The sequence below is a fragment of the Flavobacterium galactosi genome (assembly GCF_048158585.1).
Lineage (GTDB): Bacteria > Bacteroidota > Bacteroidia > Flavobacteriales > Flavobacteriaceae > Flavobacterium > Flavobacterium galactosi.
In genome coordinates, this window is sequence record NZ_JBLNKV010000003.1 from 226,886 (window position 1) to 253,273 (window position 26,388).

22 protein-coding genes and 2 tRNA genes are annotated in these 26,388 nt (G+C 34.2%); 14 read left to right on the forward strand and 10 right to left on the reverse strand.

All coding sequences use genetic code 11. The annotated features are described in order from the left end of the window. The first annotated feature begins 173 nt into the window (after positions 1-173). Positions 174-1,931: an aromatic amino acid hydroxylase gene (locus tag ACM55M_RS07745; protein WP_416856984.1), complete on the forward strand. Its 1,758-nt coding sequence runs from the start codon at positions 174-176 to the stop codon at positions 1,929-1,931. Positions 1,932-2,039: 108 nt separating this feature from the next. On the opposite strand, the gene ACM55M_RS07750 is transcribed toward ACM55M_RS07745, so the two are convergent. From ACM55M_RS07750 to alaS, 4 genes are all read right to left on the reverse strand, one after another. Then, on the reverse strand, positions 2,040-2,660 hold the full coding sequence (locus tag ACM55M_RS07750; RefSeq protein ID WP_416856985.1) for a DUF4230 domain-containing protein: 621 nt from the start codon (positions 2,658-2,660) through the stop codon (positions 2,040-2,042). Between the two features lie 2 nt (positions 2,661-2,662). Further along, positions 2,663-3,619: a GSCFA domain-containing protein gene (locus ACM55M_RS07755; protein ID WP_416856986.1), complete on the reverse strand. Its 957-nt coding sequence runs from the start codon at positions 3,617-3,619 to the stop codon at positions 2,663-2,665. Positions 3,620-3,772: 153 nt separating this feature from the next. After that, positions 3,773-4,462 (reverse strand): hypothetical protein, encoded by a 690-nt coding sequence (locus ACM55M_RS07760; protein ID WP_416856987.1) that lies wholly within the window; start codon positions 4,460-4,462, stop codon positions 3,773-3,775. 333 nt (positions 4,463-4,795) lie between these two features. Continuing rightward, entirely contained in the window at positions 4,796-7,444 is a 2,649-nt protein-coding gene (gene alaS / locus ACM55M_RS07765) for an alanine--tRNA ligase (protein WP_416856988.1), read from the reverse strand. A gap of 384 nt (positions 7,445-7,828) precedes the next feature. Here alaS and ACM55M_RS07770 point away from each other — a divergent pair, with 384 nt between their 5' ends. The 7 genes from ACM55M_RS07770 (at position 7,829) to ACM55M_RS07800 (ending at position 14,649) form a co-directional block, all read left to right on the forward strand. Beyond that, positions 7,829-8,806, forward strand: a complete 978-nt coding sequence (locus tag ACM55M_RS07770) for a M23 family metallopeptidase (protein WP_416856989.1) — start codon at positions 7,829-7,831, stop codon at positions 8,804-8,806. Positions 8,807-8,857: 51 nt separating this feature from the next. Next, positions 8,858-9,190, forward strand: a complete 333-nt coding sequence (locus ACM55M_RS07775) for a MerR family transcriptional regulator (RefSeq protein ID WP_035670311.1) — start codon at positions 8,858-8,860, stop codon at positions 9,188-9,190. 57 nt (positions 9,191-9,247) lie between these two features. Next, entirely contained in the window at positions 9,248-9,841 is a 594-nt protein-coding gene (locus tag ACM55M_RS07780; protein ID WP_416856990.1) for a LemA family protein, read from the forward strand. A 149-nt stretch (positions 9,842-9,990) separates the two neighbouring features. Continuing rightward, entirely contained in the window at positions 9,991-10,428 is a 438-nt protein-coding gene (locus ACM55M_RS07785; RefSeq protein WP_416857257.1) for a TPM domain-containing protein, read from the forward strand. Then, the gene (locus tag ACM55M_RS07790; RefSeq protein ID WP_416856991.1) at positions 10,428-11,225 is read left to right on the forward strand and encodes a TPM domain-containing protein; all 798 of its coding nucleotides are present in this window, start codon (positions 10,428-10,430) and stop codon (positions 11,223-11,225) included. Before ACM55M_RS07785 ends, ACM55M_RS07790 begins: the two co-directional genes overlap by 1 nt. A 176-nt stretch (positions 11,226-11,401) precedes the next feature. Further along, positions 11,402-11,815 carry an RrF2 family transcriptional regulator gene (locus ACM55M_RS07795; RefSeq protein WP_416856992.1) on the forward strand — a complete coding sequence of 138 codons (414 nt, stop codon included), beginning with the start codon at positions 11,402-11,404 and terminating at the stop codon, positions 11,813-11,815. 245 nt (positions 11,816-12,060) lie between these two features. Further along, positions 12,061-14,649 (forward strand): TonB-dependent receptor, encoded by a 2,589-nt coding sequence (locus ACM55M_RS07800; protein WP_416856993.1) that lies wholly within the window; start codon positions 12,061-12,063, stop codon positions 14,647-14,649. A gap of 96 nt (positions 14,650-14,745) precedes the next feature. On the opposite strand, the gene ACM55M_RS07805 is transcribed toward ACM55M_RS07800, so the two are convergent. Next, positions 14,746-17,571 (reverse strand): outer membrane beta-barrel protein, encoded by a 2,826-nt coding sequence (locus ACM55M_RS07805; RefSeq protein WP_416856994.1) that lies wholly within the window; start codon positions 17,569-17,571, stop codon positions 14,746-14,748. Positions 17,572-17,682: 111 nt separating this feature from the next. On the opposite strand from ACM55M_RS07805, the gene ACM55M_RS07810 reads away from it, so the two are divergent. Next, the gene (locus ACM55M_RS07810; protein WP_416856995.1) at positions 17,683-18,432 is read left to right on the forward strand and encodes a DUF2490 domain-containing protein; all 750 of its coding nucleotides are present in this window, start codon (positions 17,683-17,685) and stop codon (positions 18,430-18,432) included. Positions 18,433-18,569: 137 nt separating this feature from the next. Further along, entirely contained in the window at positions 18,570-18,812 is a 243-nt protein-coding gene (locus tag ACM55M_RS07815; protein WP_416856996.1) for a hypothetical protein, read from the forward strand. 50 nt (positions 18,813-18,862) lie between these two features. On the opposite strand, the gene der is transcribed toward ACM55M_RS07815, so the two are convergent. Together der and era are read right to left on the reverse strand one after the other, a co-directional pair. Then, complete coding sequence (der, locus tag ACM55M_RS07820) at positions 18,863-20,173, reverse strand: ribosome biogenesis GTPase Der (protein WP_416856997.1); 1,311 nt, start codon at positions 20,171-20,173, stop codon at positions 18,863-18,865. 213 nt (positions 20,174-20,386) lie between these two features. Next, on the reverse strand, positions 20,387-21,268 hold the full coding sequence (era, locus tag ACM55M_RS07825; RefSeq protein WP_416856998.1) for a GTPase Era: 882 nt from the start codon (positions 21,266-21,268) through the stop codon (positions 20,387-20,389). Positions 21,269-21,385: 117 nt separating this feature from the next. Between era and ACM55M_RS07830 the strand changes: the two genes are divergently transcribed. Together ACM55M_RS07830 and ACM55M_RS07835 are read left to right on the forward strand one after the other, a co-directional pair. Next, positions 21,386-21,458: transfer RNA gene (locus ACM55M_RS07830), tRNA-Met, on the forward strand. A gap of 32 nt (positions 21,459-21,490) precedes the next feature. After that, positions 21,491-21,563, forward strand: a tRNA-Met gene (locus ACM55M_RS07835). An 822-nt stretch (positions 21,564-22,385) separates the two neighbouring features. Here the strand turns inward: ACM55M_RS07835 and ACM55M_RS07840 are convergent. After that, entirely contained in the window at positions 22,386-23,240 is an 855-nt protein-coding gene (locus ACM55M_RS07840; protein WP_416856999.1) for a leucine-rich repeat domain-containing protein, read from the reverse strand. A 182-nt stretch (positions 23,241-23,422) separates the two neighbouring features. Between ACM55M_RS07840 and ACM55M_RS07845 the strand changes: the two genes are divergently transcribed. Continuing rightward, on the forward strand, positions 23,423-23,905 hold the full coding sequence (locus tag ACM55M_RS07845; protein WP_416849204.1) for a DUF1761 domain-containing protein: 483 nt from the start codon (positions 23,423-23,425) through the stop codon (positions 23,903-23,905). Between the two features lie 57 nt (positions 23,906-23,962). On the opposite strand, the gene ACM55M_RS07850 is transcribed toward ACM55M_RS07845, so the two are convergent. Beyond that, on the reverse strand, positions 23,963-24,241 hold the full coding sequence (locus tag ACM55M_RS07850) for a 4a-hydroxytetrahydrobiopterin dehydratase (protein WP_416857000.1): 279 nt from the start codon (positions 24,239-24,241) through the stop codon (positions 23,963-23,965). Positions 24,242-24,338: 97 nt separating this feature from the next. Between ACM55M_RS07850 and ACM55M_RS07855 the strand changes: the two genes are divergently transcribed. Then, positions 24,339-25,487: a GNAT family N-acetyltransferase gene (locus ACM55M_RS07855; protein ID WP_416857001.1), complete on the forward strand. Its 1,149-nt coding sequence runs from the start codon at positions 24,339-24,341 to the stop codon at positions 25,485-25,487. On the opposite strand, the gene ACM55M_RS07860 is transcribed toward ACM55M_RS07855, so the two are convergent. Beyond that, positions 25,480-26,370, reverse strand: a complete 891-nt coding sequence (locus tag ACM55M_RS07860; protein ID WP_416857002.1) for a diacylglycerol/lipid kinase family protein — start codon at positions 26,368-26,370, stop codon at positions 25,480-25,482. The two genes, ACM55M_RS07855 and ACM55M_RS07860, sit on opposite strands and share 8 nt — an antisense overlap. Positions 26,371-26,388: the final 18 nt, after the last annotated feature.

A 26,388-nucleotide genomic window follows, 5' to 3' on the forward strand; every position in this document is an offset into this window, starting at 1 on the left:
ATGAAAAGCTTTTTGCGAAAGCCGTTTTAGTTTTTCTTGTTGCCGCAAAGCGACCGGAGGAAGCTCTAGCAGCAACTTTAGAAAAACAAACGGGTTTGCAAAAACTTGCACTGAAAAGCTGGAAATAGCTCCTTAAATTCGTACTTTTGCAACGTAACTACAACGATTTCGAAATGAACTCAACTATTGAAAGTAATCCGTTATTAGACCGATTGCCAAAGCACTTAAAGCAATTTATTAAGCCTCAAGACTATAGCGATTACACACCTATAAATCAAGCGGTTTGGCGATATGTGATGCGTAAAAATGTGAATTACCTTTCGAAAGTGGCTCATAGTTCGTACCTCGAAGGATTGAAAAAAACAGGAATTGAAATTGACCACATTCCTAGTATGTATGGTATGAACCGCATTCTGACCGAAATAGGTTGGGCTGCGGTGGCAGTGGACGGATTTATTCCACCAAATGCTTTCATGGAATTTCAAGCGTATAATGTACTCGTAATTGCTTCTGATATTCGTCAACTCGAACATATAGAATACACGCCAGCACCGGATATTATTCACGAAGGTGCCGGTCATGCGCCCATTATTGCCAATCCGGAATATGCGGAATACCTGCGTCGTTTTGGGGAAATAGGCTGCAAAGCGATTTCTTCGAATAAAGATTACCAAATGTACGAAGCCATCCGACTGCTTTCTATCTTGAAAGAAGCCGAAGATACTCCGCAAGCTGATATTAATGCTGCCGAAAAAGCGGTGGAGGATTTGCAAAACAATATGGGTGAATTATCGGAGATGGCACAAATTAGAAACCTACATTGGTGGACCGTAGAATATGGTTTGATAGGAACTCTCGACAACCCGAAAATTTATGGCGCCGGACTGCTTTCGTCAATTGGAGAAAGTGCTTGGTGCATGACGGATAATGTGAAGAAAATCCCTTACGATATATCAGCAGCCAATCAGAGTTTTGACATTACAAAACTGCAACCGCAACTTTACGTCACCCCAGATTTTGGGTATTTAAGCTTGGTTTTGGAAGAGTTTGCCAATAAAATGGCATTGCGTACCGGAGGATTATCGGGAATTAATAAATTGATTCATTCCAATGCTCTAGGAACTATTGAACTGAGTACCGGAATTCAGATTTCGGGTGTGTTTACCAATGTTATTGAAGAAGAAGGAAAACCCGTTTATATCCAAACTACAGGAAAAACTGCCTTATCGTATAGAGAAAAAGAACTAGTAGGCCATGGAACAATTAAACATCCCGAAGGTTTTGGAAGTCCTATTGGCAAACTAAAAGGTATAAATCTCGCAATTGAAGACATGAGTCCAAGAGACTTAAGTGCCTATTCTATCACTGAAAACAAAAGTGTAACCTTAGAATTTGAAGGTAACATTACGGTAAAAGGAGAAATTATAACTGGCTCCAGAAACCTGCATGGCGAGATTATTTTAATCAGTTTAAAAAACTGTACCGTAACTCATAGAGAAACTGTTTTGTTTCAACCGGAATGGGGCAATTACGATATGGCGATAGGAAAAAAGGTGATTTCGGCTTTTTCAGGCCCTGCTGATGTGAATAGTTTTGATCTGATTTCGCATGTACCGACAAGTAAAACCATCAAGGCGAAACATACTGCGGAACGTGATGATTTAGAGGTTTTGTACCAAACGATTCGAATGATCAGGGAATCCAAAGACATGCAAACTTCTTTAGCGCCAATTTTTGATAAATTACATACCAATCATCCAAATGACTGGCTGTTAGCCGTTGAAATCACGGAACTTTTGAGAGACAGAAACAAACCGCAACTGTTACAGGAAGTTATCGCTTATCTTAAAAAATTAAAAGAAAAAAGACCCGAAGTAGCGCATTTGATTGCTGGCGGTTTGGATTTGATTTTTGATAAAGAGAAAGCTTAGGTTTTTATACTAAATTAATTTTGTCAAATCGAGCGCAGTCGAGATTATTGTTTATGCTTTAATACCACATGAAAATGGTTTCGACTTCGCTCAACCTGACAAAAAAAATTACAATTTTATTTGCTGACCAAAATCTTTCTCGCTCTCAATTACTTTTCCCTCATACTGTAATTTCCAACCCATTGTATTGGTTAGAATCAGTATTTTGGATAATTCGCTAATTAGGCGATTTTGAGCATTCGTTTTCAATGACGATTTAGCTATTTTCTTGGCTAAATTCGCTTTAACTGACTTATTGATTTTATTGTAATCGTCGCCTGTAAAAGGGTTCAGTTTACTTTGTTCCACGTTATAGAACTGAATATCTGGACTTATTTTTATCTCTTCTTTTGGAATACTAATAATCGTGATAGTTTTGTTTTTTTCATCGATGTCATACTTCATTTTGTGCAAATCATACGCAACTGTTACATCGGCATTGACAATAACTAATGCTTTTTTCTCGAAAGAAAGCATATCCAACAAGTATTTTTGTTGATTTTTATAGGTTATCACCTCTGAGAAATGCCCTTCGGTAACTACCAATTTCCCTACGTTTACAATTTGTTGCTGAATGAGATTGGTGTTGTAACTGATGTCTTCATCATCGTTTTTCTTAAAATCACAAAATTTGAATAATAAAAATATTCCGACAATAACTCCTATTCCAATAAGTATTCTTCTAAGCATAATTAAAATTTCATGAATGAATATTGAGTTTCCAATTTAGTGATTTTTTCTCTGAGTTTGGTTTCGAACTTCAAATGACTTTTTGAATCAGGATTAAAAGGCTTGTGTGAAAGACTTTTTTGAATACTTTCAACTTCTTCCATTGTAGAAAAAACAGTTTCTGAAATGGTAGTTTCCTTGAAACGCTTCCAAATATAATCGATTGCCACTTGATTGGGATGCAACATGTCTTCCGCATAAAACCGATAATCACGAAGTTCATCCATCATGATTTCGTATGAAGGAAAGTATTCAGTTTGCCGTTTATAGTGTTCCGTATTCAGAACACTGTGAACAGCCGAAACCAAGTTGGCTTTACTCCATTGATTTTCGACAAAACCATCTTTAATGTGTCGTACTGGTGAAACCGTGAAAATAATACTGCAACAAGGATTAACTGAAAGGATTAATTTAATAGTATTTGCAATACTTTCTTTACTCTCTTCAACCGAAAGTAATTCTTTCTTAAACTGTTTTTGTGGAACTTTATGGCAATTCGCAACAATAGAATCGCTTTCTATATTTCGATATATCCACGAGGTTCCATAAGTGATGATGATATGCGTTGATTCGGTTATTTGTTGCTTCATTGATTTGACAATCGCATTCAAATTATTTATTAATTCGACTGAATTAGCATTATTCAAATCTGAATGCACATCAAAACAGTGCCAAAGTTCGTTATAGAAAAAAATATCTTCTTCGGTGAATAATTCTGTGTTTATAGCTTTATAAATGATTTTTTCAATAGAAACCGGATTGAAAATTATTCCGAAAGGATTTATGGTATTTTCGAATTTAAAATAATTGAATTTTTCACCCATGTTTTCTGCAAAACAAGAACCCAAAGACACAATTTTAGAATTGTAATCTAAAGGATAATTACTTTTAGAAATAGGGATTGGAGTTCTGAATTGCATTGTTATTTTATTTACTACAAATTTGAATAATTTTAGTGAATTAAATAGGGTTTAACTCTTTTTTCATTCATCATGTATATTTTAAATTAAAAAACCCTTCCAACGTTTTAAACGATGAAAGGGTTAACCAGTTTCTATAAACTTATGATTTTATTAATAGAAATATTCTGTTTTCTGATACCCTCTATTTCCATTCGCAAAAAGTGCTGTTTCCGAAACCTGCTCCGTTGGATAATTCTCTAAATCGTATGTAAAAGAACTTTTATAAAATTTAGCGGAAGAGGCTATTTGCTCGTCTTTGGTAGTACTTATAATCACTGTACTTATCAAACTATTATTCGATGAAATTGCTTCATTATAATCCAATATTTTTTTATATCCCAATACATTAAACAATGGATTGTGTTTAGAATCATAATCAAAACTTATACTGTAACTAGAAGTAACTCCTACTGCTGCATTGTCTAATATTCTTTCATCTTTGATGAAATTTTCGTTTTGGAAATATAAAATTCCATGATACATTTTCACTTCCTTATACGCTGAATTAATGGCTAGTTTTTCATAGGAAATAGTTTTATCTGAATTATGAATGTAATTTATTATATAATTATTTGGAGACTTTGTACGTATCAATTCACCGGCAACATAAGTATATTCTATAGTTTCGAGAAGTTGATTTATTTTGTTTAACGTTACTGTTTTTGAAATTAAACCATCCGTATAAGTAAAATCAACATGTTTCTGAATGCCATCAATACTTACAATTTTATTGCCATTATAAGTAAACAAAGTTGTTGCGAAAATTCCATCTGCGGAAGTAGCAACTATTTTTTTTAACAATTTTATGCTATCGTCTTTATCATTTGAACACGAACAAAGAGTCAATAAAAAAATCGATAGGACACAAAATATATTTTTTGTTTTTTTCATAATACTAAATAAATTCCATAGCCCCTTATCAAACCTTTTCGTTCTATATAAATCAAACCTAAAAAAATAAAACAAAAGCTACAATATTCATCGTTACAATCCCTATATTTCGGTTAAACTACTATTTTTAACTTCCCCATAACACTACATAAAGAGTATATAACTATAGTAAATTGAGCAAAAAACAAACCCTTTTAGAACGAATGCTCTAAAAGGGTTTCTAGTATAAAAACTAAATTTGTTTTACTTTACAAACTCAATCGCTTTTTCCAAAGCTTGCTGAATTCCAGCTGTGTTCTTTCCTCCGGCTGTTGCAAAAAACGGTTGTCCTCCGCCGCCTCCTTGGATAAATTTCCCCAATTCACGAACTACTTGTCCAGCATTTAGGTTTTTATCAGCAACTAATTCTTTAGAAATATAACAGGTTAACATTGGTTTTTCTTCGTCGGCTGTAGCCAAAACTAGAAATACGTTATTCCCTAAATTTCCTAATTCATACGCCAAATCTTTTGCTCCTTCCGGATTTAAATCCACTTGTTTTGCGAGGAATTGTATGCCGTTTATTTCCTCAATTTCAGCTGTTAAACCCGCTTTCAAAATTTTAACTTTGTTTTTCACCAAAGCCTCAATTTGTTTGGCCAATTTGGCATTTTCTTCTTGCATCGAATGAACAGCTTTCAAAATATCCTGAGGATTTTTTAATGCATTTTTTACTTCATTCAATGTATTTTCATACGATGCAAAATGTGCTTTAACGGCATCACTTGTAATGGCTTCGATACGACGAATTCCCGCAGCAACCGCTCCTTCTGAAACGATTTTGAAATGCCAGATTTCAGCCGTGTTTTTCACGTGTATTCCTCCGCATAATTCCATGCTTTTACCAAATTTTATGGCACGTACATTATCTCCGTATTTTTCACCAAACAAGGCCATTGCGCCTTCTTCTAAAGCTTGTTGAACTGGAATATTTCTTCTTTCAATTAATGGCAATTGCTCTTGGATTCTTGCGTTTACAAAATCCTCTACTTGTTGCAATTCGGTTTCCGTCATTTTAGCAAAATGAGAAAAGTCAAAACGCAAATAATTTGGGTTTACCAACGAACCTTTTTGTTCTACGTGTGTTCCAAGAATACTTCTCAACGCTTGGTGCATTAAGTGTGTAGCCGAGTGATTTCTGGAAGACAAACTTCTCAAATCCTGATTCACTTTAGCAACAAAACTGGCGTTTACATTTTCTGGCAATTTTTTTGCAAAATGTAAAATCAGGTTGTTTTCTTTTTTGGTATCGATGATTTCAATCGTTTCATTTGCAGAAACCAAAGTTCCTTTATCACCCACTTGACCTCCACCTTCTGGATAGAATGGCGTGTTATCTAAAACGATTTGGTATAAAACTCCGTCTTTTTTACTGTCAATTTTACGGATACGAGTGATTTTTACGTCACTTTCTGATTGATCGTAACCTACAAATGTTTCAACATTTCCTGGGATCAACACGGACCAATCTTCAGTGGAAACTTCTGATGCAGCTCTGGAACGAGCTTTTTGAGCTTGCATAGCAACGTTAAAACCAGCTTCGTCCAGTTCGAATCCTTTTTCTCTAAGAATCAATGCGGTTAAGTCAATTGGAAATCCGAAAGTATCGTATAATTCAAATGCTTTAGTACCAGAAACGGTTGGCCCTTTCGTTTCGGCAACCACATTTTCCAGTAATTGTAATCCTTGGTCTAACGTTCTTAAGAACGATGCTTCTTCTTCCCGAATCACATTGGTAACCAATTGTTGTTGCGATTTGATTTCTGGAAAAAATTCGCCCATTTGATCCGCCAAAACTGCTACCAATTGATTGATAAATGGCTCTTTTATATTCAAGAACGTAAATCCGTAACGAATCGCACGACGCAAAATTCTACGAATAACATAACCAGCACCTGTGTTTGATGGCAATTGCCCGTCAGCAATAGCAAAAGCTACCGCACGAACGTGATCTACCACTACTCGAATAGCGATATTGGTTTTATTTTGCTCTTGAGATTCTTCACTATCGTTCAGAATGACATCATTGGTCGTGTATTTTAATCCTGTAATTTGCTCTACTTTTTCAATAAGTGGCGTAAACACATCGGTATCATAATTGGAAGTTTTTCCTTGTAATGCCATACACAAACGCTCAAATCCCATTCCGGTGTCAACATGTTGTGCAGGAAGTTTTTCTAAAGAACCATCGGCTTTACGGTTGAACTCCATGAATACGTTGTTCCAGATTTCCACTACTTGCGGATGGTCATTGTTTACTAAGCTTTTTCCGGAAACTTTTAATTTATCTTCTTCCGGGCGTAAATCAACATGAATTTCAGAACACGGTCCACAAGGTCCTTGGTCGCCCATTTCCCAGAAATTATCTTTTTTGTTTCCAAGAATGATTCGGTCTTCGTCAATCAATCCTTTCCAAATATCCCAAGCTTCCTGATCGAATGGTACGTTTTCTTCCGGGTTTCCTTCAAATACAGAAACGTATAGATTTTCTTTTGGGATTTTATAGACTTCGGTCAAAAGTTCCCAAGCCCAGTTGATGGCTTCTTTTTTGAAATAATCACCGAAAGACCAGTTCCCAAGCATTTCAAACATGGTGTGGTGGTACGTATCAAAACCTACATCTTCTAAGTCATTATGTTTTCCTGAAACACGAAGACATTTTTGCGTATCGGCAATTCTATTGCTTTTTGGCGTGGCGTTCCCAAGAAAATATTCTTTGAACTGTGCCATTCCCGAGTTGTTGAACATCAGGGTTGGATCGTCTTTTAGAACTATGGGTGCTGATGGAACGATTAAGTGTCCTTTTGATGCGAAAAAATCCAGAAATTGTTTACGTACGTCTTGTGATTTCATTTACTAAAATTTGTTTAAAGTCTAAAGTTTAAAAGTTTGTTAAACCTAAAACTATCTTTAAATATTTGAATTATATTATTGTTATTTTGCCCCCAGATTATCTCACACGCTCTTATTTTCATCGGAGTTCACTGAACACTTCGTGTTTATAGTGAAAAGCTTCGTGGCTTTGAAATTTATTTTTTCTTGAGATGGCAGAGCGACCGGAGGAAGCCCCTGCTGGCTCAATAGAAAAAAAGATTTCAAGACTAGAACTTGCAACGAATAGCTGGAATAGGCACATTATTATATTTATTCCTTAAAAAAGGGGGGAACGAATGAAACATTTATTAAATTTGTTCGACTAACCTTTTACAAAGGTGCAAAAATAGGGTATTTTAAAATATGGCGAAAGTAAAATATTATTACGATTCCGAAAATCTAGCATACCGAAAAATAAAAGTAAGAAAAAGAAAGAAATTTGGTGTTGTAGCCTTATTTTTAATAGCATCGGCCTTGTTTGGATTTTTATGTTTTATAGTTTTATTGAACACTCCGTATTTTGAAACGCCAAAAGATCGTTTACAAGCGCGTGAAATTGACAATTTGAAGTTGAATTTTTCTATTTTGAACAAGAAAATGGATCAAGTTGATGGTGTTGTTGAAGACATTGAAGATAGGGATAATAATTTATACCGGGTTTATTTCAATACCTCTGCGATTCCTGACTCGGTACGAAAATCAGGTTTTCGTGATATCAATCGGTATAAAGCATTAGAAGGTTATGACAATTCCCAACTGGTAATCAACACGACAAAAAGGGTTGATGTGCTTAGCAAAGAATTAGCGATTCAGTCAAAATCACTGGATATTATTTTGGACTTAGCAAAAGCAAAAAATAAATTATTGTCAGCGATTCCAGCTATTCAGCCCGTAAGGAATGAGAATTTGAAACAATTGGCATCTGGTTTTGGATATCGAACGGATCCATTTACGAAAGCGAGAAAAATGCATAAAGGAATGGATTTCTCTGCAAATACTGGAACTCCCATTTATGCTACGGGAGATGGCGTAATAGCCAAGGCGGATAATACGGCATCAGGTTACGGAAATCATATCGTAATTAAGCACGGTTACGGTTATGAAACCTTATATGGACATTTAAGTAAATATAAAGTCCGGGCTGGACAACACGTAAAACGCGGCGATGTTATAGGATATGTGGGCAGCACAGGAAGATCCGAAGGACCGCACTTGCATTATGAGGTGCACAAAGATGGGAATGTCGTGAATCCATTAAATTTTTATTATGGAAATATTTCAGCGATTGAGTATGTTGCCATTTCAAAATTGGCTAACCAAGAAAATCAGTCATTAGACTAATACCTAAAGGATTCAGCATTCAGAAAAAATAAAAAGTCAAATAAAAACAATATGCATATTGAACTTTCTAAAGATAAAAGGTATTACAGCATTGGCGAAGTGGCCAAAGCATTTGACGTGAATGCCTCACTGATTCGTTTTTGGGACAATGAATTTGATATTCTGAAGCCGAAAAAGAATGCCAAAGGCAATCGCATGTTCACTCCCGAAGATGTGACTAATCTACAACTCATCTTCCATTTAGTGAAAGAAAGAGGTTTTACACTGGAAGGTGCCAAAACACATTTAAAAGAAGGTCAGAAGAAAACATTGGATAAATTTGAAATTATTCGAAAACTGGAAACCATACGAACACAATTAACAAATATTAAAAATCAACTATAACTGTTGATTGCAGATTTTATATAACAATTAAACACTAAACTTTAAATTAAACAAAAAATGGATTTTAAAAAATTTTTACCTTGGATTATCGCAGTAGTTGTAATTATTGGAATTTACAGCTGGGTTAAAGGAATTAACAATACCGCAGTAACTCTGAATCAAACGGTAGAACAATCGTGGGGAGATGTACAAACGGCTTACCAAAGAAGAAATGACCTTATTGGGAATTTAGTAAATACTGTAAAAGGAGCTGCTGATTTTGAAAAATCAACTTTGACAGCCGTTATTGAAGCTAGAGCAAAAGCCACTTCCGTAAAAATTGACCCCGCAAATATTACTCCAGAACAATTAGCTGAATTCAACAAAGCACAAAGCGGTGTAAGCAGCTCTTTATCAAGATTATTAGTAACCGTTGAAGCGTATCCTGAATTGAAAGCCAACCAAAATTTCTTAAAATTACAAGACGAATTGGCCAGTACAGAAAACCAAATTCTAACGGCTAGAACCCGTTTCAATGAAGCTGTTAAACCTTATAATTCTCATATAAAAACCTTTCCAAATAGTTTATTTGCAGGAATGTTTGGTTTCAAAGAAAAAGCATATTTTAATGCTGTTGAAGGTGCAGACAAACCCGTTGAAGTAAAATTCTAAAGTTAGATTATTAGACTTCTTAGATTTTTAGAAGTCAAAATAAATCAAATTTAAATTGAAGAAACAACCTTTAAAAATTACGATTTTTGATTTCAGATTTAACAATTTTGAAATCAAAAATCGCTAATCTTAACTCAAAAAATATTTCAATGTCTAAAGTAGAAGATTTTTTAACCAAAGAAGATGAGCAAGCAATTGTTGAAGCTATTCGCATGGCCGAAAAAAATACTTCTGGTGAGATTAGAGTTCATATAGAAAAAACAACTTCTATTGATGCTTATGATCGCGCAATGGAAGTTTTTCATGAACTGAAAATGGATGAAACTGAACTTCAAAACGGCGTTTTAATTTACTTAGCTGTAGAAGATAGACATTTTGTAATTTGTGGTGACAAAGGTATTAATGATGTGGTTCAAGATGATTTTTGGAATTGCACTCGTGATATCATGGTGGCTGAGTTCAAAAAAGGAGATTTTAAGCAAGGACTTATCGATGGAATTGCTAGAGCCGGTGAACAATTGCAAAAACATTTCCCTTGGCAAGAAGGCGATACGAATGAATTATCAAACGAAATATCTAGAGGATAATGCTATTACAAAAAAAGAATACCCTAATTGCCCTAAAGCTATTTGTTTGTTTTTTATTTACACAATTTAGTTTTGCTCAATTTACGATTCCTGAAAAACCAAGTTTTCAGACTTCAGTTTATGATTATGCAACTGTTTTAAGCGCAACTGAAAAAGCGCAGCTGGAAGAAAAACTTATTAAATATTCTGATTCGACCACAACCCAAATTGTGATTATTACCATTGAAAGCCTAAAAGGCGAAGACATTGGCATTCTTACTCCCAAATGGGCACAAACTTGGGGCATCGGTGGAACTACAAAAGACGATAACGGGGTCCTTATTTTATTGGCTAAAGCCGAAAGAAAAATATGGATTTCACCGGGTTACGGACTTGAAGATCGCTTAACGGCGGGAATTGGCGGAGAAATTACCAGAAACATTATTATTCCAGAATTTAAAACCGGAAATTATTATAGAGGTCTTGATAAAGGGACCGATGCTATAATTGATGTTTTTAAGGGGAAATATAAAGGAGAACGAAAACAAATCAAAGGAAAAGAGAAAGGTTTTCCAATTATGCCAATTATAGTTATTGTCATTATTATTCTTGTGCTAATTTCAAGAAATAAAGGTGGAGGTGGGAATTCTGGTAACAGAGGTGGCGGACCTAGTTTACTTGATGTTCTCATCCTTAGTAGCCTAGGCAGAAGCAGTGGCGGTGGAGGCTTTGGAGGTTCTTCCGGCGGCGGCGGAGGTTTCGGTGGTGGATTTGGTGGCGGAGGTTTCTCAGGCGGTGGATCAGGTGGAGATTGGTAGATTTAAAATCATTCTGTTTAGCTAATAAATAATACTTTCAAAATAGAATTCGACATTCAAAAATCAGCATTATTTATAAAATTATAAATTAAAATAGTTTATGTTTGTTTTACTTTCATTTTATAAATTTGAAATTGCATCTAATTTAAAAGTTACAATTATAAAACACATTAAAAATGCTTTCACATAAAGCCAAATATGCTCTCAAGGCATTACTTTTTTTAGCGCAACAAGACGAAAATCACATTTCAAGAACTATTGAAATTGCTGAAGCAGCCAATATTCCAAAAAAGTTTTTGGAACAGATTTTATTGGATTTAAAACGTGGCCATTTTGTAGGGAGCAAACAAGGTAAATTTGGCGGCTATTATCTTTTAAAATCCAAAAATGAAATTACCTTAGCTGATATTCATCGATTATTTGATGGTGCAATTGCATTACTTCCATGTGCTTCATTAAATTTTTACGAGCCCTGCTCCGACTGCACAAATGAGTCTGAGTGCCTATTAAGACACGGATTAATGACTATTCGAGACGAAACTTTAAAGGCTATGCAAGGCATTACAATTTCCTCATTAGTTAAAAAATAAAAAAATATTTTTTAAACTCTACTATTTTTATAGAATTAATTATATATTTGCATTGAATTTAACGCATAATTAATAATCCAATTTCAAACGTATGAAAACGTATTTAAGAACGTTCGTTATTTTAAATGAACAACTAGGAAATAAACAAGTAATTGCAAGTAAAGAAAAGAGTAATCAAATGATGTGTATGTGCTAGTAAAAAAAATTTAATTTAAACTCTACTAATTACATATAATAAACATATAATGAAAACTATTTACACAAAAATAATTACAACGCTATTATTACTATTCATATTCTCTCCATCTTTTGCACAAACCGCGGTTACTGGAGTGGTTACAAATAGTCAAAAATCATCCTTAGAAGGTGCTAATGTGGTATTAAAAGGCACTAAATATAGTACTACTGCGGATTCCAGCGGCAAGTTCACAATTGACACCCAAGGAAAACTTCCTTTTTCGCTTATTATACAATATGTGGGATATAAATCTAAAGAAGTTACAATTACTGAACTACAAGATACACCCTTAGAAATAATCCTTTCGGAGGAAAATCAACTTATTGAAGTGGTCATCACATCCAGACGCAGAATTGAAAAAGCACAAAACGTTCCCATTCCAATTTCTGTTGTGAGTGGAAAACAGGCCGAGGAAGCTGGAGCTTTCAACGTTAACCGTTTGAAGGAACTAGTTCCATCAGTTCAATTGTATTCATCAAATCCAAGAAATACAACCATTAACATTCGAGGTCTGGGTTCTACTTTTGGACTTACTAACGATGGTATTGATCCGGGTGTGGGTTTTTATGTAGATGGTGTTTACTACGCCCGTCCTGCTGCTACAACATTAGACTTTATTGACATCGATCGAATTGAGGTATTGCGTGGACCACAAGGTACATTGTTTGGTAAAAATACGACTGCGGGTGCCTTTAACGTAACCACTCGCAAACCTAGTTTTACTTCAGGTGCCAACTTTGAGGTTAGCTTTGGAAATTACGGATTCCTTCAGGCTAAAGCTTCTATCACAGGTGCTTTAAGTAAAAAGCTTGCCGGAAGATTATCTTTTTCAGGAACGCAACGTGACGGTCTGATAGAAAATGTAGCAACAGGAAAATGGGTGAACGATTTGAATAATCAAGGAGTTAGAGGACAGCTACTTTATAAACCAACAGAAAATACAGATATTACATTAGCTGCTGATTTTTCGCGTCAACGTCCCGATGGATATGCGCAAGTTATTGCTGGTGTTGCCCCAACAAAACGTGCCGCTTATCGACAATTTAATCAGATTATTGCTGATTTAAACTATAGTCTTCCAAGTCAGAATGCATTCGACCGTAAGATCGACCACGATACTCCTTGGCGTTCCGGACAGGATTTAGGAGGTATATCACTAAATGTAGAAACTAAAATTGGAGAAGGAACGCTTACTTCAACCTCAGCATGGCGTTATTGGAATTGGGATCCATCCAATGATAGAGATTTTACAGGTCTTCAAGTACTTAAACTATCGCAAGCCACATCAAAACACCAACAATGGTCTCAAGAGGTTCGCTATGCAGGAGATTTCTCCCGTAGATTAAGTGGTGTAATTGGCGTATTCGCCATCGGACAAGAACTTAAAGCAGATCCTATCCAAATTGAAGAAGCTGGATCCGCTCAGTGGCGTTTTTCTCAAGATACACCAAACGATTCTAATGGCTACTCATTATGGCAGACACCTGGTCTTTTAAATGGATACGGAATCAAAACCAAAAACACACTAAACACATTCAGTGGGGCACTATTTGGTCAACTTGATTGGGAAATCACTGAAGGTCTTCACTTACTGCCTGGCCTAAGATATAATTATGACAAGAAAAAATTGGACTACAGTAGAGAAACTTACGGAGGCCTTCAAACAACCGATCCAGCTTTACTTGCCTTGAAAAAGAAGGTTTATTCTAATCAGGCTTTCAAAGTGGATGTAGACGACACCAACTTTTCTGGAAATTTAACATTGGCTTACAAAGCCTCAGACCGTGTCAATACTTTTGCAACGTATGCGAGAAGTTATAAACCTGTAGGTGTTAATGTAGGTGGAATACCTACTGATGCTAATGGTCCGATACTAGCACTTGCTGAAATAAAACCAGAACAAGTAAATCATTTTGAAGTTGGAGTAAAAACCTCCCCTTTTGACCGTACTATACTGAATGTTACTCTTTATAACACAAACATCAAAAACTTTCAAACGCTGGTTCAAAGTCCTGATGTGAGTCTAAACCGTGGTTATCTTGCTAACGCAGAAAAGGTACGTGTACGTGGTGCTGAGCTTGATGCTAGTGTTACTGTCAACAAATATCTATCGTTCACCGGTGCCGTATCTTACACTGATGGTAAATATGTTTCTTTCAAGAACGCACCACTGCCTCTGGAAGAAACCGGATTAAAAGATGCAAATAATAATGCGATATATGCTAAGGATATTTCGGGTGGTGTACTTCCTGGTATCTCAAAATGGGCAGGATCATTAGGAGGTGAAATCTCTGATTCGGGTAAATTATTTGGTAATGTAGGGAAGTTTTTCTTAGCCTTAGACACTTACTATCGCTCTTCATTTTCTTCGAGTGCGTCTCCTTCTAAGTATCTAGTAGTTGATTCTTATGCGCTACTTAATGGTCGTATCGGTTTCCGAGCTTCAGAAGGTTTATCCGTTTACTTATGGGGACGCAACCTATTGAATAAGGATTATTTTGAACAATTATTACCTGCGGGTGGTAATGCCGGACAATATGCTGGTGTATTAGGAGACCAAAGAACTTATGGAATTACCCTTCGTTATTCATTATAGTTAAGTTTTTCTATCCGTTATTTAATGATATCTCTATTTCAGGACGGGACAATATATAGCAAAAAAAAGCGGTTGTGAATTAACAACCGCTTTTTTTTAATTCCCCATTAAATCTCCTCTTCCTTCTCCCATTCCTCCTCTACCTTCTCTTCCTTCTCCTGATCCTCCTTGCCCTCTATTTTCTCCTCTTGGAAGCTTTTTCATACCTGAAAAATCTTGAATTTTATAGGTTAGCGAAAACATGGCATATCGTTTTAAAATTGTATTTTCTTCATCACGAATTGTAGTAGCCGAAATTGTTCTGGAAAAACTCTGATTTTGATTCAGAACGTCATATACTTTTACTTTCGCAATCATGTTTTTATCAAAGAAGCTGTAAGATAAACTGGTGTTCCATAAATAAAAATCTTTCTTAAAACCACTTGCAATTCTGGAATTATAGGTATATCCGAAATCATTTCCAAAAATCCAGTTTTTAGGCCAGTAACTGGTAGTTTGTAAATTAATTCGGTGTACCACATTAGAGCTTCCATTGGTTACATAATTTGAATATTTCGACTCATTATAAGATAAACTATATGATGGAGCTATAGTCAACAATTCTCCATAATCATAATTTACATATACCCTTGGTGTAATCCCCAATGATTTAGCACTATACAAAACGCCATTGGTAAAGCCTTTATCCAAAGAATAACTACTGTTTAAACCAATCCCATATCGGAACGCATGTGCTTCTTTTTTTATCGTTTGATTCCAATTTCCTCCTATAGCAGTAGTGTATGTTCCAGAAATATTCTCATAAGTCGTAGTCCTTTTTCTACTGGCATCGTATACCGAAATGGAAACCACTTCACTATTATTATAATCTCCCCTTACAAACAAACTATAACCAGAACGGGTACGGAAATCAAAATTCCTAAAATTGATATTGGCACTATGTTTTTCATTAGGATTCAAATTAGGATTTCCTATTATCGTATTCAAAGGATTAGCTAAATTTTCTACCGCCAGTAATTGACTGGAAGAAGGCAGACTATTTGAATAATCATATCGCAAAGTAATAAATTTTGAACGATCCAACTTGTATCTGACTTGCGCTCTTCCATAAGGCAGCACATATTTTTTATTCAAATCGGTTGCTTTATTTAAGTATAGTGAATGATTATTGAAATCAATAATGGAAGTACTGGAATTCAAATTAAACGTAAATTTATTTTTTTCTAAAGTGATGCCTACTTTTGGACTAATGGAATTTTGACCGGAAGTAATAAAATTAGACAAGGACTCATTTAAAACAGAATACGATTGAGAATTATCCTCAAAATCGAATGTTTTCAAATCTTTAATCTCCTTCGTCCATCCAAAATCAGAACCAAAACGAACTCGTATAGAATCGGTTATCGGCTCTGTATATTCAATATCAGCCGAATAGGAATCATAGGTGTTTTCATTTTTACTCTTTTGATTTCTCTCATCATCAGATTGACCATTTTGATAAAAAATAGTTTTAGATTCCGTTAAAGCATCTGAGCCACTACTGGTATTATTATTAGTGAAAACAAAACTTAAATTACGAGACTTTTTTTGGAAAGACTTATTGAAATTTATTGTGTTCCCAAAATTAGTTGATTTATTTTCTCTATATGATTTTGATATGCTTTCGTTTAAAAGTTCTTCATCTTCACCTCTGGATAAACTTTCAGCACTAGAATTACTATTAGAATTTGACAGATTCACTTTTGGCATAAAAGCAATTCGTGTCGTTGGATTAATTTTATATTCAAACTCCAAGTTTACTTTATTTCCAGTATTCTCATCTCTTGATTTCGACTCCGATTCGGTGGAGAAGTTACCCGTAGGCAAGAAATTGGTTTGTTTCGACTTACTTTCATTTTCGGTAACTGTATTCGAAAAAGAATAACCTGCAGTAGCATCAAAACCTTTGTACCATTCATCAGTATAATTGAATCCGGCCGAATTAGATTGGGTAATTCCCTTACCGCTTCCTGAAGCCCCACTGCCTCCTCCTCTAGTGTTTCTTCCACCACCCATACTATCAAATACCTCATCCATTGAAAAACCGGTAGAATTGATGTTATTTGAGGAAGCTAAAACACTTATTTTTTGTTTATTATTAAAAAAGTTCATCACAAAACTGCCCTCATAACGATCATCCGTACCATAGCCACCCAAGAATTTACCAAAGAACCCTTTGTTTTTCTTCTCATCTATAGTCAAATTGATACTCGAATAATCTGAAGTTGATTCTTGTTTAGACAATTCTTCTTTTTTGGTTTTAAAATCAGAAACCTGAACTTTATTAATGATTTCAGCTGGCAAGTTTTTCAAAGCCATTGCCCCATCTCTATCAAAAAAAGTTTTCCCGTTTACCAAAAACTGGGTCACTTCTTTACCGTTTACAGTAATTTTACCATCACTATCCACTTCAAAACCGGGCAATTGTTTTAATAAGGCTTCTACATTGGCATCTGGGCGTACCTTAAAAGAATTGGCATTAAACTCTAATGTATCTTTTTTTACACGAATGGGAGGAGCTTCACTTTTTATAACTACACCAGCTAATGCATTTACACTTTCTAATAAATAGACTTTACCAAAATCTTTATTCTCAGCAATCTCTTTTTGTTCCTCAACATAACTCTGGTATCCCATGTAGGAAACTTTCAAAAAAACTGGTTTATCGTATTTCTTGGTCATAATTTTAAAAAGACCATTTTTATCAGTAGTAGCATATTCTAATACTGTAGAATCTTTTACATTAGAAAAATAAACTGTTGCTGCCTCTAAAGGAATCTGGGTAGTAACATCGAGCACAGTTCCTTTAATAGTAAACTCATCCTGAGCATTAGCAGAAAAACAAAAAAGCAAAAAAAGTAAAAAGGAGTAGAACTTAGACATGTAAACTTTATTTAGATAAAATGATAAGATACTAAAATGAATAAAAGGTTTAATCTATCCCATCATTTTTATAGAGTTTATGTAAATTTGCCAAAAATTGAATGAACCTTCATGAAAATAACTAAAATACTTTTCTTTTTCTTAGTCGGCTTTATATCCCGAGCTCAAACCGAAAAAAATATAGACCATCAAAGCATCCTTTGGACACGCTATAATAACCAATTGATATTAAACAACAAATGGTCCTTAAATTCTGAATTTGATAATAGGGTTTTTCTAAAACCTGTTACCGAAAATTTATATGTCATACGCGTGCAAGGGCGCTATAAAATCAATGACCACTTAGAAACAGGAATTGGTTTTGTCCATTTCTCTGTCGCTACGCAAGAACCTGAACTAAATTACGATTTTAACATCCCCGAATATAGAGGACAACAAGATATTACTTGGAAACAAGAGGTGGACAAAATCACTTTCAATCAGCGTTTTCAACTGGAAGAACGATTTATTCACAATGCCAGTAAACAAGAATTATTATCCGGAACTACTTTTACTTGGAGATTTAGATATCGTATTCAAGGTGATTATACTTTTTGGAAAAAAGAAAACCAGTTTTTAAAAGCTATAGTATCCGATGAAATAATGATTAATTTCGGTAAAAAAATAATCAAAAACACCTTTGATCAAAATAGAATTTATGGAGCGATACAATACGGGATCAATAAAAATTTCGCTGTAGAACTTGGATATTTAAACAGTTTTCAACAAAGGGCCAACGGAGTAGATTACTTTAATAGAGACATTATCCGATTTAGTATTTTCCACAAACTAAGATTACAAAAAAAGGTTAAAACTATATAGGCTACATTTGATTGGACGAAAAACCACAATAACAAAAAAATTAATCAATCAGTATTAATAAATATTTAAATATTGATTATGAGCTAATTAACTAATAATTTAACTTTTATGGCGTAACTTTAATAAAAGATATAGCTATGAAAAATTTTGCAATCAAACTCGTGTGGTTTACCACCATTTATGCTTTTGTATTTGCCGGTTTATGTCAAACTAACGTTACTTTACCGGTAATAATGACCCTGTATTGCATTGGTATACCATTAATCTTGTTTATGGTATACACCGTTCTACATGATGATTACAAAACGGTAAGAACTTTTAAAGATTGGTACGGTGACCATCCAATGGAAACTTTAGAAGAAGAAGAAGAAAAACAGTAATATTTATAATAGCTATTTACAAAAAAATCCCGATTACTCGGGATTTTTTCTTATTTCTCTCTGATATAAATATCAATTGGCACTCCTGAAAAGTCCCAGTTTTCTCTAATTTTATTTTCCAGATAACGTTTGTAAGGTTCTTTTACATATTGTGGCATATTGGCAAAAAACACAAATTGTGGTGTTGGTGTTGGCAACTGCATGCAATATTTAATTTTTACATACTTCCCTTTTGTCGCTGGTGGTGGGTATGCTTCAATCACTTTCAACATAAATTCGTTGAATTTTGAAGTCGCAATACGTTGTTGTCTGTTTTCAAAAACCTTTACAGTAGCTTCCAATGCTTTCAATAAACGTTGTTTCGTTAATGCAGAAACAAAAAGAATAGGCACATCGGTAAATGGCATTAATTCTTCTCTGATTTTAGCTTCATAATCACGAGTTGACATCGTTTCTTTTTCGACCAAATCCCATTTGTTCACTAAAATTACAACTCCTTTACGGTTTTTCTCAGCCAACCAAAAAATACTTTGATCCTGACCTTCAAAACCACGGGTGGCATCAATAATCAAAATACAAATATCAGCATGCTCAATTGCACGAACGGAACGCATTACCGAATAAAACTCTAAATCTTCCTTTACTTTCGCTTTACGACGGATTCCTGCCGTATCAACCAAGTTAAATTCGAAACCAAAACGGTCAAATTTTGTATCAATAGAATCACGGGTAGTTCCCGCAATATCAGTAACTATATATCTGTCTTTACCAATCAACGCATTGATAAAGCTTGATTTTCCAGCATTAGGACGCCCTACAACTGCAAAACGAGGCAACACAACTTCTTCCTGGGTTGGTTCAGGTTTAACAGGAAAAGCATCTATCAACGCATCCAATAAATCCCCTGTTCCACTTCCAGAAATACTGGCAAACGTATAATATTCACCTAAACCAAGGTTGTAAAACTCAATCGCATCTTTCTCACGCATCGCATTATCCACCTTATTTACAGCAAGTAAAACCGGTTTCGTCACTTTACGCAATAATCTCGCAACAGCGTCATCCATTGGTGTAATACCTTCTTCCACATCAACTACAAAAATGATAACATCAGCCTCATCTATAGCAAGTTCTACTTGTTTACGTATTTCACCTTCAAAAACGTCATCCGACCCACGCACGTAACCGCCTGTATCAATTACAGAAAATTCCTTTCCGTTCCATTCGCTTTTTCCGTAGTTTCTATCACGGGTCACACCCGAAACTGAATCTACAATCGCTTCTCTTCTTTGTATCAATCGATTAAAAAGCGTCGATTTTCCTACGTTTGGCCTTCCTACAATGGCAACAATGTTATTCATAATCCTAATTTCAAATATTTTGCAAAGGTATGCTTTTTGTTTAAGCTTTCAACTTTAAAGTTTTAAGGAGCTTTTTCCTGCTATCCGCTGTATCTTTTCCTGTCTAAAAAGCCAGAAAAAGGATGCCGCTACTATCAGGGCTAGGGCATTTCCAGATCAAATAGCTTTTATTTTCAAACGATTAAACAAATAATCGAATAAACAAATCAACTCTTATTGGTTGTACCCAAAACGCTTCAACATATTCGCGTTGCTTCTCCAGTTTTTATTCACTTTCACGTACAACTCAATATGAATTTGTTTTCCAAAGAATTTTTCTAAATCAACACGAGACTCCATTCCTACTTTCTTCAAAGCGGCACCTTTATGACCTATAATGATTCCTTTTTGGGTTTCACGCTCCACCATAATCAAAGAACGGATTCTAATGATGTTTTCATCCTCAAAAAACTCTTCAGTAACAATTTCTACTGCGTATGGAATTTCTTTACTGTAATTCAACAAGATTTTTTCACGGATTGTCTCATTAACAAAGAAACGTTCCGGTTTATCCGTCAATTGATCTTTTGGATAATATGCAGGAGATTCCGGCAACAATTCGATGATTCTTCCAAAAACTTCCGGCACATTAAAATTCTGTAATGCCGATATTGGAAAAATTTCTGCATTGGGAACTTTCGCAGTCCAGAAAGCCACTTGTTCTTCCAGTTGCGCCTGATTTGAATTGTCAATTTTATTCAACAACAATAAAACAGGGATTTTGGCATGGATTATTTTATTAAAAAACGCTTCGTCTTTCAACTCTTGTTCTCCAATTTCAACCATATAAATCAGAACATCAGCATCTTCAAAAGCGGACTTAACGAAATTCATCATCGATTCCTGCATTTCGTATGCTGGTTTGATGATTCCAGGTGTATCCGATAAGATCATTTGAAAATCTTCTCCGTTTACAATTCCCAGAATTCTATGACGTGTTGTTTGTGCTTTTGACGTGATTATTGACAATCTTTCTCCAACAAAGGCATTCATTAATGTTGATTTCCCAACATTTGGATTCCCTATGATGTTTACAAAACCTGCTTTATGTGACATTTTTATTATAATTTATTTTGCAAAGGTAGACATATCAAGCCAATAGACGAAATAAAACATTTTTTTAATTTTTTGTTGAAAGTAACATATTTCGTCGTATATTTGCACCCGAAACAACGCGGGATAGAGCAGTAGGCAGCTCGTCGGGCTCATAACCCGAAGGTCACTGGTTCGAGTCCAGTTCCCGCTACTAATAATTTTATTGAAATTACAAACGCACATCGCGGGATAGAGCAGTAGGCAGCTCGTCGGGCTCATAACCCGAAGGTCACTGGTTCGAGTCCAGTTCCCGCTACTAGAAAAACTTCAGAGAAATCTGGAGTTTTTTTATGGAAAAAATTTAAGGTAGCATTGATATTAACTGCAAAACAGATTCTCTTTATAGTCCTACTTTGCTATAATTAATTGTGGTTAGTACGATTATACCTATATATATATATTAGAACCAATTAGCATCTTACCTTACCACGAACCCTTGTAAACTCTAAACCAATTGGAGTCTTTTAGAACTTAGTACAGGAACAGGTCTTTCTTTCTTGGATTAAGAATGCTTCGAACGAAAACTCTAAGATTTCAATTGATAATAGTGCGGATTATTTATCAATAAAAAATAAATAATTTGAATCAGATGGGAGATTAACAATTCTTTGCAGAGATGCAAATGAATGAATAAAAGACAATCAAATCGAAAAATTTGATTAAATTTCGCGTATACTTGGCCAGAAAAATACGAAACTTTAGACCAAACTTCAATTTGTAAAAACAGTTGGGTTTTATGTGATGATATGCTCCCACAACCAAACTATCCAGTTGGAATCAAGACAATGTTGACAAACTCGTAAGCTTCCTTGATACTCGAACTGGTATGAGATTGACCAAAAAGAACTGTCCTAAATAAGGCTTTTATTATTATAAAAAAATATCAGTTAGCAGTTTATGCGGGTGAGACCGTCAGAAAAGCTTCACAGAAATCAGAAGCTTTTTATTTCCCACAACTTAATCTGATTTATTGGTACAAAAAAACCTGTGAAGCAAAAAGCTACACAGGTTTTTCTAACTAAACTTATTAAATTAAACTTATTTAAAAAAAAACTAAACCTCATATTTATTTCAAATACTAATCTTCAGAAACTATAGCTGTATTTTTATTAGAAGTTACATCTAATAAAACGGCAACACCTCTATCATTTATCATTGTCATATTCAAGGTATCCAAAACTGCTAAATCTTTAGATACTAGTCCATTAAACATATTATAAGAAATATTCATTTCTTTAAGCTTATTCAATTTTTCTAATTCAAATGGCACTTGACCATTCATTTTATTGTCAAATAAACTAAGATTTTCAAGAGAGGACATATTTACCACATCACGACTTAGCACCCCAATAAATTTATTACTACTTAGAAGTAAAATTTTTATTGTTTTCACATCATAAAGCGAAGTCGGAATTTGTCCAGTTATTTCGTTGTTATATAATGATAGAACTTCTAATTGTTTTAAAGCCCCAATTTGTGCAGGCAATTCACCTGAAAGCATATTCATATATAACTCTAAGTCTTTTAAATTATTCATTTGACAAACAGAGGAAGGTATTGTCCCTGATAAATTATTAAACGAAAGGTTTAACACTTTCAAGTTTTTTAAGTTTCCAATATCAGATGGAATTTTTCCAGAAAGGTAATTTTTGTGCAAATTCAATTCTTGCAGGCTAACTAAGTTGACAATATCAGATGGAATTTCACCATTTAAATTATTATCAGCCAAATTTATTGAAACCACTTTCTCACCTTGCAACTTAACTCCGTACCAAGTAGAAACTGGTGATGATAAATCCCATTTTACAGTCCATTGATTTCCATTTGTTGCTTGATATAATTTTACAAGTGCATCTTTCTCTGAAAGAGAAACATTAGCCAACATGGAAAAGGAAAACAAAACGGTTAAAAATAGAGTAGTTAGATTTTTCATAACTTAAAGTTTTTTGCTTTTTATTTATCTAAATCTACATACAATAAGAGTAACTCGCAAATAAAATCGACAAAACGCACTGTTTTGTATTGTTTATAGAGTTATATCCTACAAAAAATACAAATTATTTGTTAAATAATAATTCACTAAATTTGATTCACTAACCTTTAAAAATCAATTTTATGGAAATGAATTTTTTAGCACTTTTTGTTGCTGCTTTGTCCACACTTGTAGTAGGATTTGTTTGGTACAATCCAAAAGTTTTTGGAACAGTTTGGATGAAAGAATCTGGCATGACCGAAGAAAAAATGAAAGGAGGAAATATGCTCTTAACATTTGGAATATCATTACTATACGCTTTTTTTATAAGCTTCGTACTTCAGTTCGTTACAATACATCAAACTGGTGCATTAGGAATGGTTGGCGGAGATCCTAGCATCGCAAAACCGTCCTACGAAATTTTCATGGCCGATTATGGATCAGCGTTTAGGACTTTCAAGCACGGAGCATTACACGGTTTTATGACTGGTCTGTTTTTGGCGTTACCAGTTATAGGCACAAACGCTTTATACGAAAGAAGAAGCTTCAAATACACGCTAGTTACAGGCGGTTTTTGGATAGTATGCTTTATGATTATGGGAGGAATTATTTGCGCTTGGAAATAATTAGAAAAAAATTAAAATAAATTTCGTCTTCAAATAATACAAGACGAAATTTATTTTTTATTGGATTTGCTCAATAGCTTTTGCTAACTCAACATCCTTATCTGTGACTCCATCAGCATCGTGAGTAGTCAACCGAATGGTCACTTTATTATATACATTAAATAATTCCGGATGATGATTTCTTTTCTCAGCCATCACTCCTACCTGAACTATAAAACCCAATGCCTGAGTAAAGTCTAAAAATTTAAACTTTTTCTCTATTCCATTATTAATAAATTGCCAGTTGTTAAGCTCTTTTAATTGGGATTGAACTGTTTGCTCTGTATACGTTTTCATAATTTATTTTTTTATTCATATAAAGTTAGCTAAATTAGAATCATAGAACAATACTTTAACTTTATTAACTAATTTTGGTAAAAAATTAAAATTCAATTTGAATACATCTTATTCTTTCAAAATTTATAATTCAACCGCTCAACTTCCAAAAAATTGGAATGATTTAGCTATATCAACTATTTTTTTATCCAAAAACTATCTGGAAGTACTAGAAAAATCACCTCCAGAAAACATGATTTGTCATTTTATCGGAATTTTTAAAAATGATATTTTAGTTGGTATTGCCGTTTCACAATTTTTAGATTTAAATAAATTGGAATCCTTTGGAGAACGGGATAAATGTGTCAAAACCGCTTTACGGAATTTTGCTTTCAGAAACTTTTGTTCCAATGTATTACTCATTGGCAACAATATGTTAACCGGACAAAATTCTTTTTCTTTTTCAAATACTATAGATAAAAAGAAAGCTTTACAAACATTAAAATTGGCGACAGCTGCATTGAAAAAAATGTTTGAATCCAAAGGCAAAAAGATTCATATCATCTCCTTTAAAGATTTTGACAAAGAAGAAATTAAAAACTTTGACATTCCAGAATTTAAAACCGATTATCAGTTTTCGACACAGCCAAATATGGTTTTTTCGATTAATGAAAATTGGAAATCAGAGCAAGATTACATTGACTCACTTTCAAAAAAATACCGAGATCAATACAAAAGAGCCCGAAAAAAAGCAGCTGTGGTTGAAAAAAGAAAAATGCATCTCGAAGACATCATTGCAAATGAAGAGACCATTTATGATTTGTATATTCATGTAGCCAAAAATGCCCCTTTCAATACTTTTTTCCTTCCGAAAAATCATTTTAGAACTTTTAAAGAAACCTTCAAAGATAAATTCCTTTTTTATGGCTATTTCATTGATGGAAAACTAATTGGTTTTAATACTTTAATAAAAAATGGCGATGTGATGGATACCTATTTTCTAGGATATGATGATAGTATCCAACGTGAAAAAATGTTGTATTTGAATATGTTATACGATATGATTGCCTATTCTATCAATAAAGGTTTTAAGGAAATTGTTTTTGCAAGAACGGCTTTGGAAATTAAAAGTTCTGTAGGAGCAAAACCTGTAAAAATGTATGGTTTTATAGAGCACAGCAATCCCATACTTAATTCCTACATGCCTAAAATTTTTAAATATTTAGAACCTGAAACTATTTGGCAAGAACGAAATCCATTTAAATAATTTCATTAGATGGATTAGGAATTGCTACTTTCATCTGTTTAGGTAAAATTTCGATATTCAGCTTTGTTTTTGTTCCAAAATATTCTCCATCAATTTGAAAACTAACTGGTACATTTGTCGTTATTGTTGCTCTATCGGTTGAAATTATCTCTATATCTTCGGAATCTATTGGCATATTCCCAGTGATAATTTTCCCGAGTGTTACCAAATCCAAGTTTTTCAAAATAACCAATTCAAACTTCCCATCATCCATAACTCCATTTGGATTGATGGAAACTCCTGTGCCATATTTTTTAGAATTAGCTATTACAATCATTCTTGCCACACATTCAATTGTTTCAAAATCACCAGTAATAGTAGCCGTGAAAGGATCCTCTAAATCAATCAAAGTACTAAAAGTTTGTAAAAAATAGCCCCATTTACCACGAATGGTACTTTTTTCATAGTTCTTAATCATTTCCGCATTAAGCCCCAAATCACTTAGATGAATACTTTTTTTTCCATTGATGGAAATCATATCTATTTCCATATAATTATTATGGAACGCTATTGCTAAATTTTCTTCCAGTGTTGATGGTAAATCTAAATCTACTGCTAAACCGTTGGCAGAACCAGCAGGTAAAATCCCAAGAATCACATTCTGTTTTTCCATTGCCTCAGCAACCATTTTTATTGTTCCATCACCACCCGCCACAATGATTCGTTCTGGCTTGTAGGTTTCATAAAGCGCTTTTATATTGACAATATCATCAACTCCCGAAGTAGTATAAATGACAAGATTCAGGTTTTCTTTTTCGCCAAAAAGCGTTACACTTGCAATAAGTTCTGCTTTATCAATATCTCCAGAAATAGGATTAACGACCATTATGATATTCTTTCTCAAAATTTGCCTACTTTTATT